Source organism: Nostocoides sp., assembly GCF_035343835.1.
In the GTDB taxonomy this organism is placed as follows: Bacteria; Actinomycetota; Actinomycetes; order Actinomycetales; family Dermatophilaceae; genus Nostocoides_A; species Nostocoides_A vanveenii.
Genome location: NZ_DAOQZV010000070.1, coordinates 1 through 13,746 on the forward strand (window position 1 = coordinate 1; position 13,746 = coordinate 13,746).

The 13,746-nt window shown below is 70.6% G+C and carries 16 protein-coding genes; 6 read left to right on the top strand and 10 right to left on the bottom strand.

The window, feature by feature from the left end; translation table 11 throughout:
• On the bottom strand, positions 1–759 hold a 759-nt coding region (locus tag PKH97_RS06965; RefSeq protein ID WP_324386684.1), incomplete at its 3' end, for an acylglycerol kinase family protein.
• Between PKH97_RS06965 and PKH97_RS06970 the strand changes: the two genes are divergently transcribed.
• Together PKH97_RS06970 and PKH97_RS06975 are read left to right on the top strand one after the other, a co-directional pair.
• Positions 752–1,282 (top strand): DinB family protein, encoded by a 531-nt coding sequence (locus tag PKH97_RS06970; RefSeq protein WP_324386685.1) that lies wholly within the window; start codon positions 752–754, stop codon positions 1,280–1,282. The two genes, PKH97_RS06965 and PKH97_RS06970, sit on opposite strands and share 8 nt — an antisense overlap.
• Positions 1,275–1,934 (top strand): LysE family translocator, encoded by a 660-nt coding sequence (locus PKH97_RS06975; RefSeq protein WP_324386686.1) that lies wholly within the window; start codon positions 1,275–1,277, stop codon positions 1,932–1,934. The genes PKH97_RS06970 and PKH97_RS06975 overlap by 8 nt, the downstream gene beginning before the upstream one ends.
• Before the next feature lie 40 nt (positions 1,935–1,974).
• Here the strand turns inward: PKH97_RS06975 and PKH97_RS06980 are convergent, their stop codons facing one another.
• Genes PKH97_RS06980 through PKH97_RS06990 form a run of 3 tightly spaced genes read right to left on the bottom strand, consistent with a single transcriptional unit; the run spans position 1,975 to position 5,576 of the window.
• On the bottom strand, positions 1,975–4,494 hold the full coding sequence (locus PKH97_RS06980) for a CHAT domain-containing protein (RefSeq protein ID WP_324386687.1): 2,520 nt from the start codon (positions 4,492–4,494) through the stop codon (positions 1,975–1,977).
• Positions 4,495–4,500: 6 nt separating this feature from the next.
• On the bottom strand, positions 4,501–5,001 hold the full coding sequence (locus PKH97_RS06985) for a hypothetical protein (protein ID WP_324386688.1): 501 nt from the start codon (positions 4,999–5,001) through the stop codon (positions 4,501–4,503).
• On the bottom strand, positions 4,998–5,576 hold the full coding sequence (locus PKH97_RS06990) for a sigma-70 family RNA polymerase sigma factor (protein ID WP_324386689.1): 579 nt from the start codon (positions 5,574–5,576) through the stop codon (positions 4,998–5,000). Before PKH97_RS06990 ends, PKH97_RS06985 begins: the two co-directional genes overlap by 4 nt.
• A 154-nt stretch (positions 5,577–5,730) precedes the next feature.
• Here PKH97_RS06990 and serS point away from each other — a divergent pair, with 154 nt between their 5' ends.
• From serS to PKH97_RS07005, 3 genes are all read left to right on the top strand, one after another.
• The gene (gene serS / locus PKH97_RS06995; protein WP_324386690.1) at positions 5,731–6,996 is read left to right on the top strand and encodes a serine--tRNA ligase; all 1,266 of its coding nucleotides are present in this window, start codon (positions 5,731–5,733) and stop codon (positions 6,994–6,996) included.
• A gap of 108 nt (positions 6,997–7,104) precedes the next feature.
• Entirely contained in the window at positions 7,105–7,929 is an 825-nt protein-coding gene (locus PKH97_RS07000) for an HAD hydrolase family protein (protein ID WP_324386691.1), read from the top strand.
• The gene (locus tag PKH97_RS07005; RefSeq protein WP_324386699.1) at positions 7,926–8,729 is read left to right on the top strand and encodes an RNA methyltransferase; all 804 of its coding nucleotides are present in this window, start codon (positions 7,926–7,928) and stop codon (positions 8,727–8,729) included. Before PKH97_RS07000 ends, PKH97_RS07005 begins: the two co-directional genes overlap by 4 nt.
• A gap of 9 nt (positions 8,730–8,738) precedes the next feature.
• Here PKH97_RS07005 and PKH97_RS07010 read toward each other — a convergent pair whose 3' ends face one another.
• The 6 genes from PKH97_RS07010 to PKH97_RS07035 all read right to left on the bottom strand — a co-directional run bounded on the left by PKH97_RS07010 (position 8,739) and on the right by PKH97_RS07035 (position 13,442).
• Positions 8,739–9,374: a VOC family protein gene (locus PKH97_RS07010; RefSeq protein WP_324386692.1), complete on the bottom strand. Its 636-nt coding sequence runs from the start codon at positions 9,372–9,374 to the stop codon at positions 8,739–8,741.
• 130 nt (positions 9,375–9,504) lie between these two features.
• Entirely contained in the window at positions 9,505–10,923 is a 1,419-nt protein-coding gene (purB, locus tag PKH97_RS07015) for an adenylosuccinate lyase (protein ID WP_324386693.1), read from the bottom strand.
• Positions 10,924–11,056: 133 nt separating this feature from the next.
• Positions 11,057–11,257, bottom strand: coding sequence for a hypothetical protein (locus PKH97_RS07020; protein WP_324386694.1), 201 nt, complete (start codon positions 11,255–11,257; stop codon positions 11,057–11,059).
• 133 nt (positions 11,258–11,390) lie between these two features.
• Positions 11,391–11,657, bottom strand: a complete 267-nt coding sequence (locus PKH97_RS07025) for a hypothetical protein (protein WP_324386695.1) — start codon at positions 11,655–11,657, stop codon at positions 11,391–11,393.
• A gap of 482 nt (positions 11,658–12,139) precedes the next feature.
• Entirely contained in the window at positions 12,140–12,634 is a 495-nt protein-coding gene (locus PKH97_RS07030) for a low molecular weight protein-tyrosine-phosphatase (RefSeq protein WP_324386696.1), read from the bottom strand.
• A gap of 106 nt (positions 12,635–12,740) precedes the next feature.
• Positions 12,741–13,442 carry an ATP-binding cassette domain-containing protein gene (locus PKH97_RS07035; protein WP_324386697.1) on the bottom strand — a complete coding sequence of 234 codons (702 nt, stop codon included), beginning with the start codon at positions 13,440–13,442 and terminating at the stop codon, positions 12,741–12,743.
• A 111-nt stretch (positions 13,443–13,553) separates the two neighbouring features.
• On the opposite strand from PKH97_RS07035, the gene PKH97_RS07040 reads away from it, so the two are divergent.
• Positions 13,554–13,746, top strand: a 193-nt coding sequence (locus PKH97_RS07040) for a hypothetical protein (protein ID WP_324386698.1), incomplete at its 3' end; no start/stop codon positions are given.

The window sequence follows — 13,746 nt, forward strand, 5'->3', positions numbered from 1 at the left end:
GGGGGGAGCCACTGCCCCGCCCGCCGTGGGGCGAGCCGCTGCTGCTCCGCCCGCTGCTGTGCCGCCCGCTGCTGTGCCGCCGTCCGCACCAGCGGGGCCATGGGGCGCCGTCTGGTCCTCCCCAGATGCGCGAATGTGGCCGGACGTGCCTAGCGCCTCCTCCTGCAGCGCAACGAAGCCCACGTCGATCGGGCGGTTGCGCCCGGTGCACGCCAACCGGACAGCCTCGGCCAGGTCGGTCACGGGCAACTCGAGATTTCGCGCCAACAGATTGCCCGTCCCAGCCGGCAGCAGGCCCAACGGCGTGGACGTGCCCACCAGGGCGCTCGCCACCATCCGTGCCGTCCCGTCTCCGCCGAGCGGAGCGACCACGTCGACGCCCTCGGCCAGGGCGGCGCGGGCCTGACCAGAGCCCGGGTCCTCGATGGTCGTCTCCAGGATCAGCGGCGGATCCCAGTCCAGCGCGGCGGCCGCAGCCGCGAGGCGGTCACGCACAGCGGTCAGGTCGTCGAATTTGGTCGGGTTGACGATCACCGCCATCCGCTTGCGCTTCGGCGGTTCCGGTTCGCGGCGGAACCGGTCCCGGTGCGGACGCGCGGCGTGCCGCCCCGGGGCGGGTTGGAGGCCGAGCCACAGTGCGACGGCGAAGAGAGCGGCGAAGACCAGCAAAGCGGTCGCCAACCAGGCGGCAGGAGGCACGGAGGATGAAACTACCAGCGGGGGCGCGCTGGCATACGTCAGCATGGTGCGTGTGAGCACTCCCATCACCCCGCCGCCCGACGAGAAGGACTGGACCTGGACCCTCGATCGCGTCTGTCCGGACTGCGGTTTCGATCCTTCGGCAATCGCGCCCGGTGACATCGCCGCGGCTGTGGCACAGGCGACCCGGCCCTGGCAGGCGGTGCTGTTGCGGCCGGACGTGCGCGAGCGCCCGGCCCCGACGACGTGGTCGGCGCTGGAATATGGCGCGCACGTGCGGGATGTCTGCCGGGTCTTCCTCGGCCGCGTCGATGCGATGCTCACGCAGGATGATCCGCACTTCGACAACTGGGACCAGGACCAAGCCGCCCTCGACGGGCGCTATTGGGAGCAGGAGCCCGCAACCGTCGCGGCGCAGATCGACGCCGCATCCGCTCCGCTGAGTGCCCGGTATGCCGGCGTCCCCGACGATGCGTGGTCGCGTCCCGGTCTGCGCAGCAATGGGTCCTCGTTCACGGTCGCGACCCTCGGGACCTACCTCGTCCACGACCTCGTGCATCACCTCTGGGACGTCCGTGCCTGACCCGTCGCGCTGGCTTGCGTTTCTCGTCGCGAGCATCGTCCTCGCCGCGATCCCGGGCCCCAGCCTGCTCTTCGTGATCGGCCGCGCCATCTCGGCCGGTCGCCGTGAGGCGCTGCTGAGTGTGCTCGGCAATGCCACCGGCATCCTGACGCAGATCCTGCTCATCGCCGCGGGCCTCGGGCCGGTGGTCGCATCGAGCGCCACGGCGTATGCGGTGGTCAAGGCGGTCGGCGCGCTCTATCTGGTTTATCTCGGGATCTCCACGATCCGGCACCGCGATGCCGCGTCAAAAGCCTTGCGAGAGATGGATACCCGGCCGCAGCGGCACGCCGCGCATGCTTTGCGGGACGGCTTCCTGGTGGGCGCGACCAACCCCAAGACGATCGTCTTCTTCGTCGCGCTCCTCCCGCAGTTCGTCACGACCGGCCATGGGCCGGTCTGGATGCAACTCGTGATCCTCGGGCTGACCTTCTTTGCCGTCGCGGTGACCAGCGACAGCATCGTGGCAGTGCTCGCCGGCCGGGCCCGCGACTGGCTGGCCAACTCGCCCGGCCGTCTGGCCCGGATGAACGCCGCCGGCGGCGTCATGATGATCATCCTCGCCTGCGCGCTGGCACTGACGGGCCGCCCGGCGCCCGCACCGACAAGCTGACCTTTCGTGCCTGGCTGCTGATCGACCGCACCGGGCTCAGTCAGCAGCGGCGGCCGAAGGCGCCAAACACGCCGGCGTCGTGGCCGCTCGCCGCAATCGCGGACGCGAGAGCGACATCCACGGTGGCACCAGCCGCCAGGCCACGGTGGAGGTGGCCCGCGACGTCGGTGGCCAGGTCGTCGGGGACCGGGGTGGCCGCGGCCACCACGCTGCACGCGCCCAGGGCCAGCAGGGTGTTGGCGAACCCGATCGACCCCTCGCCCGGGCCGCGCGTCGATCCGCCGATCTCGCACGCGGACAACACGATCGATCGGGCGGCGATGCCGCCATCCTGGAGGTCGTAGGCGAAGATCGGGCCGTCGGCGAGATCGAGCCGGGAGAACAACGGGCTCTGGTCCTCGTGGCGGCCGTGGGCGCTGATGTGCACATGCGTGCCAGAACCGAGCGCGCGCCGAAGGGCGGCGCCGGACGCATTCGAGTCGACATGGACATCTCCTCGAGAGCGCCAGGCCCCGGCGACAGCCTCAGCCTCGCGCTCGCCGGTGCCCAGGCCGGGGCCGGTGAGGATCTGCACCGCGGGACGGGCCGGCGCCGGCGGCGCGGGCGTCAATGCCGCGGTGACGGATCCGGCGACCAGAACCGGCACCCCAGCCAAGCGGGGTAGGAGCGCCCAGGGGAGCCCGCTGACATACCGAGTGGGCAGGATCAGCAGCGGACGGTCACCGATGCGCAGCGTGCCGAGGAGCCCGGCATCGAGTTCGGCGAGTTCGGCGGCGAGGGCGGCACGGACCGAACCGAGGCGCCGGGCCGCGGCGGTCGTCGTCACCATTCGCAGGTCGGCCATCACCCGACGGCCGAGCTCTTCCGCACGTGCCGCCGGCATTCCTGCCTCGATGCGCGGGCGTCCATCGCCGATCACCAGGGCATGGATCACGCCGTCGTGGGTGAACAGGCTCACCGCGACGCTGCCGTCCGCCGCCAGGCGCTCGCGTGCCTGAGACATAGTGATTTGATGCTCTGGCGCAAGGGAACTCGCGCTGGGTCGCGAACTCCAGTCGCGCATACGGACGGCTCGCTCGAGATCCCGTATGCCTGCGCGCAGTCCCGGCGCGGCATCCGGGGGAGCCTCGGCGAGCTGGGCGTGCGCGGCGCGTAAACGGGCCACCATCGCCGCGGTCTCGTCGTCCGCCGGCGGGCGGACAGCGGCCATCGGCGCCGTGGCGATGCGCCATCTCTCGGTTGCCGCGAAGAGCGCGGCCGGTCCGGAACGCAACGCCAACTCGATGTCGAGAGTGACGAGGGGGACCGTATGCAGTGCCCTCGCCGCCCCGATGTCGAGGCTCGCCACCGTGCGTTGACCGGCTCGCAGGTCGGCCGCGGCGGCGCGCAACACCCGCCGGGCGGTGGGCTGGTCGCCTCGGGCGATGGCGCTGGTTGCCTTGACATGCCGCAGACGCAGCCGGTTGCTCAGCGAGACCACGAGCTCGGTCTGCCACCCCTCGATGACCGCCTGCGCGCGCGCCGGGTCGATGCCCAACCAGGCCTCGGCGGCCACCAGCTGGGCAGCCAGCACGTTGGCGCTTCCGGACTCCAGGGCTTGGGTGAGAATCGCCTCCGCACGACGCGCGATCGGCCGGGGGGCATCGCCACGGTCGAGTTGCGCCGATAGGGCGGTCAGTTGGGCTGCAGCTCGGGGCTCAACCGCCCCCTTGCCCCGAGGCAGCTGAGCAAGTGCCGCCGACGCTGCGGCGTAGGCGTCAGCGGGGCGGCCGAGCAGGAGAAATGCCCGGCTGCGCAAGGTATGCAGTTGAGCGACGAACAGGCGTTGGCCGTGGGCCGCCGCCTCGGTGACGGCACTGTCCGCCACACGGATCGCGTCGGCTGCCAGGCCAGCATCCAAAAGGACCGTCGCATGGTCCAGCCGGCCTGGGGCACGCGGCACCTCCACCGCCATGGTGTCGGCGCGGTGCATCGTTTCCAAGGCGCCAGGGAGGTCACCGGCGAGATAGGCGATCATCCCGGCGTTATAGGTGCCCATGAAGCGTTCGACCGGGAACCGCTCGGGATCGGCCAAGTCGAGCAGTCGGTCGGTGTCGGCAGCGGCCTGCGCCGCGTGGCCGAGATGGGCGTGACTGAGAGCGCGGTTCATCAGCAGGAGGATCACGTCCATGTCCGTGAGCGCGCCCTCGTCGCGCGCCGCCAGATCGAACTCGTGGAGGCTGTCGCGGACGCGGCCGATGTTGGCCAGCACGACACCGCGTTGACGATGCACGATGGAGCGCAGGTCGCCTCGGTCGCCGGCGATGTTCTCTGCCTGGTCGAGCAGGGCGAGCGCGTCGACCGGGCGCGCGGACAGGGTCATCGTGAAAGACATCCCGATCAGGGCGCGGACGCGCAGTGTCCGGGCCCCGGGGTCCGGCATCACACCTGCGGCGGCGTCGTAACGGTCGAGTTGCCGCAGCAAGCGTCGATAGGTCGCCGCCGCCTCCCGGTGACGCCCGCTGTTGTTCTGCCGCAACGCCTCTCGACGCAATCCCTCCAGGGATTCCAACGATGGCACGCCGAATCAGAATTCGACGACGGGCGTGATCGTCGGGGCCTGGTGCGGGTCGGCGAAGCGGACGACGAACATCAGTCGTCGCTCGGGCAGGCTGCTGAGGACGAACCTGCCGAGGTCATCGGCCTGGACACGCGCGACCGGGACGGCCCGGTCGATGCTCGGCCCGACGGCTCCGGCGTGGGCCTCGATGACGACCTGGGTCGGCGTGACCCACCCGTCGATCCGCAGACTGCCGTCGGGCTCGTCGGAGGCGCTGACGAGCAACTCCACCGTGCGGCCGCTGAAAGCGATGGACGCGGTTGTCGAGGGGCCGGCGGTGCGGATGGCGAGGGCGGCGTCGTGGGTGATCGCGGCGGCCTCGGCCTGCAGCATACGGACCGCGAGGGCGAACTTGACGTTCTCGGGCAGCCCGGCCGGCATCGGATCGGCGGCCTCGGCGAGTTCGCGAAGGTCGGCGAGGAGGGCCTCGTCGGCGAGGTCGAGGGCGTCGTCATCGTTGACGATCATGGCTCAGCGCACCATTCGGGGTCGGTGGCCAAGGCATTGCGCAGTTTGGCCAGGCAGCGGCCGCGCGTCGGGCCGATGCTGCCGACGGGCCGGCCCAGGGCGCGGGCGACGGAGTCGTAGTCCGGGCGTTCGGCGAAGGCGATCACGCACAAGAGGTGGCGGCAGGTGGGCGAGAGACGCTGCACATGGTGCCAGAGCACACGCTGCCGCTCGGTGAGCACGGCTTGGTGTTCGGGCCCGGGGGTCGTCTCCGGCATCACGGCGTCGTGCAGGTCCGTGCTGACCTCGTGCGTGGCTCGTCCGCTGCGGCGCCAGGCCTCGCGCTTGACGGTCACGATCAGCCAGGTCAGCACCGCGGCCGGTTCGACGATGTCGTCGGCGTGATCGAGCAGGCGCAACCAGGCGACCTGGACGATCTCTTCCGCGTCGGCCGCGCAGACGTGTTGGGCCCGGGCGGCGCGCCACAGGATCGGGGACAGCAGGTCGACCAACTCGGCCAGGCGCCCGGTGTCGCCCTCGCGGTAGGCCGCGAAAGCGGTCCCGGCGCGCGTCGCCAAGGAGACGGCAATGGTCATGCGGACCTCCGAACTCGGGCGCGAAGCAGGAGTTGACGCCTCACGATATTGCCGTTGACGCGGTCATACCAGCACTTTGGGAGAATGCGTCAAGGACCGCGTGAGGCGTGAAAAGGCGCGGGAGGACGATCCGGCCCCTCGATAGGCTGACCCGGTGATCGACATCAAACTCCTCGCCGACGACCCCGACCGGGTCAAGGCCAGCCAGGTTGCGCGTGGCGACGATCCCGCGGCCGTTGACCAGGTCCTCGACGCCGATGCGCGGCGGCGCGCCGCCCTGACCGAGTTCGAGCAGGTGCGCGCGCGGCAGAAGTCTCTGGGCAAGCAGGTCGCCGCGGCCAGTGGCGAGGAGAAGCAGCGCCTGCTGCACGAGACCAAGGCCCTCGCTGCCCGCGTCAAGGACCTGCAGGCGAGCGCCGCGACGCTGTCGGCCGACCGGGATGAGTTGCTTGCCTCGATCGGCAATGTCGTGGTTGAGGGCGTCCCCGCCGGCGGTGAGGACGACTATGTGGTGCGCGAAATGGTCGGCACGCCAAGAGATTTCGCGGCCGAGGGGTTCGCGCCGAAGGATCACCTCGAACTCGCTGAGGGCCTCGGGGCTCTGGACATGGCTCGCGGCGCGAAGATCGCCGGGGCGCGCTTCTACTTCCTCACCGGTGTGGGCGCCCGTCTCGAACTTGGCCTGCTCAATGCCGGTATGGCATGTGCGATCGAGCACGGGTTCGTCCCGATGATCACGCCCACCCTCGTGCTCCCGGAGGTCATGCGCGGGGCCGGGTTCATCGACCGGCACGCGGACGAGGTCTACCGGCTCGAGGCCGACGACCTCTATCTGACCGGGACCTCCGAGGTCGCGCTCGCGGGCTATCACGCAGGGGAAGTGCTCGATTTGCGCGGCGGTCCGAAGCGGTATGCCGGCTGGTCGACGTGCTATCGCCGCGAGGCCGGCAGCTATGGCAAGGACACCCGAGGCATCATTCGGGTGCACCAGTTCAACAAGATCGAGATGTTCGTCTACTGCGACCCGGCCGAGGCGGAGACCGAGCACGAGCGCCTGCTGGACATGGAGCGCGAGATGCTCGCCAAGATCGAGGTGCCCTACCGCATCATCGACACCGCGGCGGGCGACCTGGGGCAGAGCGCGGCGCGCAAATTCGACTCTGAGGCCTGGGTGCCGAGCCAGGGGCGCTATCGCGAGCTGACGTCGACCTCGAACTGCACGACCTTCCAGGCGCGCCGGCTCGGCACACGCGTCAAGGGCGAGCACGGCAACCAGGTCGCCGCCACTCTCAACGGGACTCTCGCGACCACCCGCTGGTTGGTGGCGATCCTGGAGAACCACCAGCAGGCGGACGGGTCGGTCCGGGTGCCGGCGGCCCTGCAGCCCTATGTCGGCCTGGAGGTCTTGAGCGCCGACTGACCGGCTCGGGAGCCACGCGAGACCCTGATCGTGATGGCGGTCTTCGGGGCGACTGGACCTGAGGCAGGCGTGGCGGGCGCGGGACTGAGACCCGCTAGCGTTTCGGTCATGCACCCGCCGCACCTGGTCGCTCTCGACATCGACGGCACCTTGTTGACGCATGAAGGCGAGTTGCGGCCCGCCGTCCATGACGCGGTGGCCGCGACTGCGGCCGCCGGCCACCAGATCGTCATCGCCACCGGTCGCTCGGTGCTTGGCACGCTGCCGGTGTTGGCCCGCCTCGGCATCGAGCGCGGGTATGCCGTGTGCTCCAATGGCGCGGTCACCATCGACCTCGATCCGGCGTTGCCGAGCGGCTACGAGGTTATCGAGGCCGTGACCTTCGACCCGGGCCCGGCGCTGACCCTGCTGCATGACGCCTGGCCGGATGCCGTTGTGGCCGTCGAGGATCTCGGCGTCGGGTTCAAGGTCAGTGCTCCCTTCCCCGACCCGCTCGAAGGCGTGGTCACGATCGTGCCGTGGGAAGAACTCCTGGCGGACCCGGTGACGCGCGTGACCTTCCGCAGCCCGACGGGGACCAGTGACGACTTCGTCGAGCTCACGCACCGGATCGGCCTGCACGGCGTCAACTACGCGGTGGGCTTCTCGGCCTGGCTCGACATCAACCCGGAGGGCGTCTCGAAAGGCAGTGCGCTGGAGCTGATCCGGCGACGATTGTCGATCCAACCCATGCACACGGTCGCGATCGGTGACCAGCGCAACGACCTGGAGATGCTCAGGTGGGCGGCCCGGGGGGTCGCGATGGGCAATGCGCCGGAGGAGGTCAGGGAGGTCGCCGACGAAGTCACCGCATCGGTCTATGACGACGGAGCGCCCGCCGTGCTGTTAACCCTGCCCGGTGTCGCCCGGGGGAGCGAGGTCGCGAGTTGCTGACCGATGTGCTGCTGACCTCGGCGGCCAACCCGCGGATCAAGAGCGTGCTGGCGCTGCGCAACCGCCGCGATCGCGAGGCTGCCGGCTGCACCCGCCTCGAAGGGGCTGAGGAGCTGGCCCTCGCGCTTGGCGCCGGAGTCGCGCCCACGACAATTTTCCACTGCCCGGAGCTGATGGGTGACCGGACGGCGGGGGCCGACCTGGTCGCGGTTGCCCGCGAGCGCGGTGCGCGGGTCTTCGAGTGCAGCCGAGCCGCCTTCGAGAAGGCGGCCTACCGCGAGGGGCCGGACGGGCTGCTGGCCATCGTGCCGCAGCCGGGCGTGGAGTTGGCTGCCCTGGACGTCCCGGCCGGCCCGCTCGTGCTGCTCGCTCAGCGGATCGAGAAGCCGGGCAATCTCGGCGCGATGCTCCGCACCGCCGATGCCGCCGGAGTGGCCGCCGTCATCGCGGCCGACCCGGTGACCGACTGGGGCAACCCCAATGTCATTCGGTCGAGCAAGGGCACGGTCTTCTCGGTGCCCGTCGCTTCGGCATCGACCGCTGAGGCCATCGGCTGGGTGCGCGAGCGGGGGCTCACGGTGGTGGCTACGACGCCCGACGCCGTGGACCGGCATACGGACGCGGATCTGACCGGCGGGATCGCCGTGGCGGTGGGTTCGGAGAAGTACGGCCTGGATGCGGAGTTGTTCGCCGCCTCGACCGTGCACGTGCGCATCCCGATGGCCGGCCAGGCCGATTCGCTCAACGCCTCCGTGGCCGCCGCGATCGTCCTCTTCGAGGCGGTGCGGCAGCGCGGCTGAAACGCACGGTCAGACGGTGACGTCGCCTTCGGCGGTGTTGAAGGTGACCGACATCAGGCCGGGGGTGCCGTGCGGCGCGACGAAGTGGAACTGGATCACCGAGCTGGTGGTCTCGGCGGGCAGACCGAGCCAGTCCTTGACGCGCTCGGGGTCGCCGCCGATCTCGAGGGAGTCGATGGTGACGTCGGTGTGCGCGTCATCGGAGGGGTGCGGAGAGCCGCTGTCCCACTGGACGAAGAAGGGCAGCTGCGGGTCGGACTGCAGGCCCCGGACGCCGAGCTGGCGCCACTTGAACTCGCGACCGTCCGGCATGCGGCGGTTGCCGTCGACGGCGGCGCGGCCGAGGCGCTGCTCGATGTCGGCGAGGTCGTCGACGCGCACGACCCAGCCCAGCCAGCCGCCGCCGAGCTCACTGCGCGCGCGCACGGCCTGGCCGAAGGGAGCCTTGTCGGCCGAGGGGTGATCCAGCACCTCGACGACCTCGACATAGCGCTCGTGGGCCAGCGGCAGGATCACATTCCGCGTGCCGAAACGCGGGTGCACGCCCCCCTCGACGGGTTCGACGTGCAACTTCGCAGCCAGCCGTTCGGCAGTGGCTTGCAAGCCGTCGGATTCAGCGGCATACGACACATGATCCACGCGCATTCCCTCATCGTTACACACGCGAAAGGGTGCTCTTGACCACGTCGAGACCGGCTGCGGCCGTGGCAGAGCCGCGCAATCGACGTTTGATCGGTCAAGGCCGCGGGGGCGACGGTGACGCGTCGGGGGGGCGTCAGCCGGTGGTCGGCGGGACCACGCGGTCGACAAGTTGGGGTGCCAGACCGACGTAGGTCTGCGGGGTCAGCGTCGTCAACCGGGCCGCGACATCCGCGGGCAGGCCCAGCCCCTCGATGAATTCCCGCAACTCCCTCGCGCCGATGCGACGCCCGCGTGTGAGCTCCTTGAGGCGCTCATACGGGTTGGCCATGCCAGGCACGCCTTGGGCGGCGAGAGCACGCATCGCCGACTGGATGGGTTCGGCGAGCACCTCCCAGTTCGCGTCCAGGTCGGCGGCCATGGCGCCCGGGTCGGCGTCCAGGCCGGACAGGCCGCGGGCGACATTGTCGAGGGCGAGCAGCGAGTGACCGATCGCCGTGCCGACATTGCGCTGCATCGAGGAGTCGGTCAGATCGCGCTGCAGCCGCGAGGTGACCAAGGTGGCCGCGAGGACGTCGAGGAGGGCATTGCTGACTTCGAGATTCGCCTCGGCATTCTCGAAGCGGATCGGATTGACCTTGTGCGGCATGGTGCTGGACCCGATAGTGCCCTGGCCGCGGACCTGCGCGAAGTAGCCGAGCGAGATATAGGTCCAGACGTCGGTGCAGAGGTTGTGCAGGATGCGATTGAAGCGGGCGAGGTCCGCATAGAGCTCCGCCTGCCAGTCGTGGCTCTCGATCTGCGTGGTCAGCGGATTCCAGGTCAGGCCGAGCGAGCCGACAAACTCCGCGCTGATGCGCTGCCAGTCGGCATCGGGCACGGCAGCCAGGTGTGCGCCATACGTGCCGGTGGCGCCGTTGAACTTGCCGAGATATTCGGCGCGCTCGATGCGGGCGAGTTGCCGGCCCAAGCGCCAGGTGAGGACGGCGAGTTCCTTGCCCATGGTCGTGGGGGTGGCGGGTTGCCCGTGGGTATGCGCGAGTAACGGCACCGCGCGCAACGCGCCCGCCATCGCCTCTACCTGGGCGAGGAGCGCGCGGGCGGCCGGGAGCCAGACCTGGGTGATCGCGCCACGGATCATCAGGGCGTAGGAGAGGTTGTTGACGTCCTCGGAGGTCGCCCCGAAGTGGATGAGTTCGGTGAGCGGATCGTCCTCGCTGCGGCCGGGCAGGGCGGCGAAGCGCCGCTTCAGCAGGTATTCGACGGCCTTGACGTCGTGGTGGGTCTCGGCTTCGATCTCGGCGAGTTCGGCGATGTCGTCCGGGCCGAACCGGGCGGGGATCGCGCGCAGGGCGGATTGCTCGTCCGCGGTCAGGGTGCCGCACCCGGGGATCACCTGGTGCGCGGTCAGGTAGATCAGCCACTCGACCTCGACGCGCAGTCGCTCGCGGTTGAGGGCGGGCTCGGAGAGGTGGTCGACGAGGGGAGCGACGGCGCTGCGGTAACGACCGTCGAGCGCACCCAGGGCGACCTGCGCATCGGCGAGGCTCGGCATACGTCCATCCTGCCATCGGGGTGGCCGGCCGCTGGGCGGCCGTCCATGCGGGCCGCGGGCCGGTGACGGCGGGTCGGTGAGCGTGGTCGGTGGGGTGAACGCGATCGCCCACCCCACCGTGGATGCGGGCCGGCTAGACGGCGGCGTCGTCCATCGCGAGCGTGGTCGTGGGGTCGATGATCCCGAAGACCCCGCCCTCCGGCCCAGTGACGATGGCCATCCGGCCGACGAGGCTGGTGTCGGCGGGCATGATCACGCTTGCGCCGAGCTGCTCGACCTTGGCGACCATGGCGTCGGCGTCCTCGGCCTGGAACCAGGTCAGCCAATAGGACATCTCGGCGCCCGGGGTGTTGGCGTCGTCCGCGACGCCGCCGATGGCCGACTCGGGGCCGCCGCCGTCGAGGGCGAGACGGAATAGGTGAAGCCGTCGCCGCCGATGTCGGTGAAGGAGTAGCCGAAGGCTTGGCTTAGAAGTCGCGCGCCGCGTCGTAGTTCAGCGTGTGCAGCTCGTTCCAGCAGTAGGCGCCGTCCTCGTTGAAGACGCCCGCGCCGGTGTGGGCCTTGGCCTCCCAGACGCCGAACGCGGCGCCGGACGGGTCGACGGCGACGAACATGCGGCCCACATCGCCCACGTCGAAGGCCGGCATCATGAGCGTGCCGCCCGCCGCAGTGACGGCCCCGGCGCACGCGTCGGCGGAGTCGGCGGCGAGATAGGTGGTCCAGACCGACGTCATCGTTCATCTGGGGGAGGGCCGGGCGCGGGCTGGCCCGGCGGGCCCATCCTCGCACCTCGGCCTGCCCCCCGTCCGTCGAGTGGCCGGTTCAGGTGCGTCGAGTGGCCGGTTCAGCTACGTCGAGTGGCCGGTTCAGGTGCGTCGAGTGGCCAGTTCGGGTGCTTCGGCAGGCCGGTTGAAGTGCGTCTGGGTCCGGCGCTCTGCGGCGAGCGGCCGGTTCAGGGTGGAGTCTGGTCCGGCGCTCTGCGCGGGAGTGGCCGGTTCAGGTAGGTCAACGGGCCGGTCCAAGCTCCGGAAACTTGCGCCCTGCGCCGGCAGGCGGGTCGTCGCGTCGAAGATTCTGAACCGGCCTCTCGACGCACCTGAACCGGCCACTCGACGCACCTGAACCGGCCTCTCGACGGGTCTGAACCGGCCTCTCGACGGGTCTGAACCGGCCTCTCGACGGGCATCACTCGTTCGGAGCGTGGGATACGGACGAGTCAGCGGAGGGCGGCGCGGACGTGGTCGACGATGCCGGGGACAGCGGCGGTCAGCTCGGCATAGGTGCGGTCGAAGTCGACATCGCGGCCGTACCACGGGTCGTCAGCGTCGAGATTGCCGCGGGCGACGGCGTCCGGGTCGAAGGAGCGGATGAGGCGGATATGGTCGGTGGGGTCGCCCCCGGCCAGGCGCCGGAGCCGGTTCAGGTGGCCGTGGTCGGCAGCGAGGATCAGGTCGCGATCGGCGAGCCAAGCCGGGCGGATCTGGCGGGCCCGATGGGCCTGGCCCCCATGGTCGGTATGCCCGTGCCGTCGCAGTGCGGCGAGGGTGCGGGAGTCCGCCCGATTGCCGGCCTCTTCGGCTGAGACGCCGGCCGAATCGACCGCGACACGGTCGCTTAGGCCAGCGTCCTCGAAGGCTTCGCGCAGGAGGAACTCCAGCATGGGGGAGCGGCAGATATTGCCGGTGCAGACGACGCAGATCCGGTAGGTCACCGGGCCATTCTCCCGGTGCCCCTGCCGGTGCCTCGTGGCCGCCTCGGTCTCTCCTGAGAAGTCTCCGGTCCGTGCCCGCAGGTTGCCGGGCCTGGGCAGTTGGGGGTCAGGGCAGCGGCGGCTGCAGGGCCAGGACGCGGTCGAAGCCGTCGCGGCCGTCCTCGCGGTGGCTGACCATGATCACGGTGCGGGTGTCCGAGGCCGAGAGCAGGTCGTCGATCACGGCGCGGGCGGTCGCCGAGTCCAGATGGGCGACCGGCTCGTCGAGCAACACCACCGGTCGCTGCGAGACCATGGCGCGGGCCAGCCCGAGGCGGGCCTGCTCGCCGCCAGACACCCCGCGCCCGCCGGTGCCGAGCCGGGTGTCGAGACCGTCGGGTAGTCCACGCAACCACGCGCCAAGCCCGGCCCGCTCCAGCGCCTCGATGAGCGCGCCATCGGTGGGTTCGGTGGCCGCAAAGCGCAGGTTCTCCCGCAGGGTGGACGCGAAGACATAGGGGCTGTCGTCGACGACGGCGAGCCGGCCGCGGGCGGCGGGCAACGGCATACGGCAGGCATCGGTCTCGTCGAGGAAATAGGTCCCGGACTCTGGATCGAGGTGGCGTGCGAGCACGGCGAGCAGGGTCGACTTGCCGGCGCCATTGGGGCCGACGATCGCGAGGTGGGTGCCGGCGGGGACGTCGAGGTCGATCGGCGCGAGGGCGAGGGGCCGCTCGAGCGTCCATCGAGCGCTGATGTCGCGCAACGCGATTGGCGTATGCCGTTCGCTCGCCTCGGTGTCCGCCCCACCCCCGTTGTCACCCCCCACCCCGGGGCTCGTGTTCGCCCGATTGCTTGCCCTTGCGTTGGTATCCAAGCGCGCTCGTGAGGCGGCGTCCTGCGGGTTGCCGGTGGTGCCGCCGGCTTGCGGGTCGAGGGCTTGGGCGACGGCAGGCTCCTGATCGAGCACGCCACGCAGGCGGGTCGCACTCCCGCGGGCGCGGGCGAGGGCACGAGCGGCTTCGGCCAGCGGGGGGCGTACTCCTTCGTCTGGAGCGACAGGCCGCGCAGCAGGCGCTGCATCACCGGCAGCTTGCGCCGCGTGGCGTTGACGAGCACCGACATCAACTTGT

Coding starts and splice junctions, on each gene's coding strand:
- PKH97_RS06985 (WP_324386688.1), bottom strand. CDS start 5,001: ATGATCGTCAACGATGACGACGCCCTCGACCTCGCCGACGAGGCCCTC.
- PKH97_RS06990 (WP_324386689.1), bottom strand. CDS start 5,576: ATGACCATTGCCGTCTCCTTGGCGACGCGCGCCGGGACCGCTTTCGCG.
- PKH97_RS07000 (WP_324386691.1), top strand. CDS start 7,105: ATGCACCCGCCGCACCTGGTCGCTCTCGACATCGACGGCACCTTGTTG.
- PKH97_RS07010 (WP_324386692.1), bottom strand. CDS start 9,374: ATGCGCGTGGATCATGTGTCGTATGCCGCTGAATCCGACGGCTTGCAA.
- purB (WP_324386693.1), bottom strand. CDS start 10,923: ATGCCGAGCCTCGCCGATGCGCAGGTCGCCCTGGGTGCGCTCGACGGT.
- PKH97_RS07020 (WP_324386694.1), bottom strand. CDS start 11,257: ATGTCCTATTGGCTGACCTGGTTCCAGGCCGAGGACGCCGACGCCATG.
- PKH97_RS07025 (WP_324386695.1), bottom strand. CDS start 11,657: ATGACGTCGGTCTGGACCACCTATCTCGCCGCCGACTCCGCCGACGCG.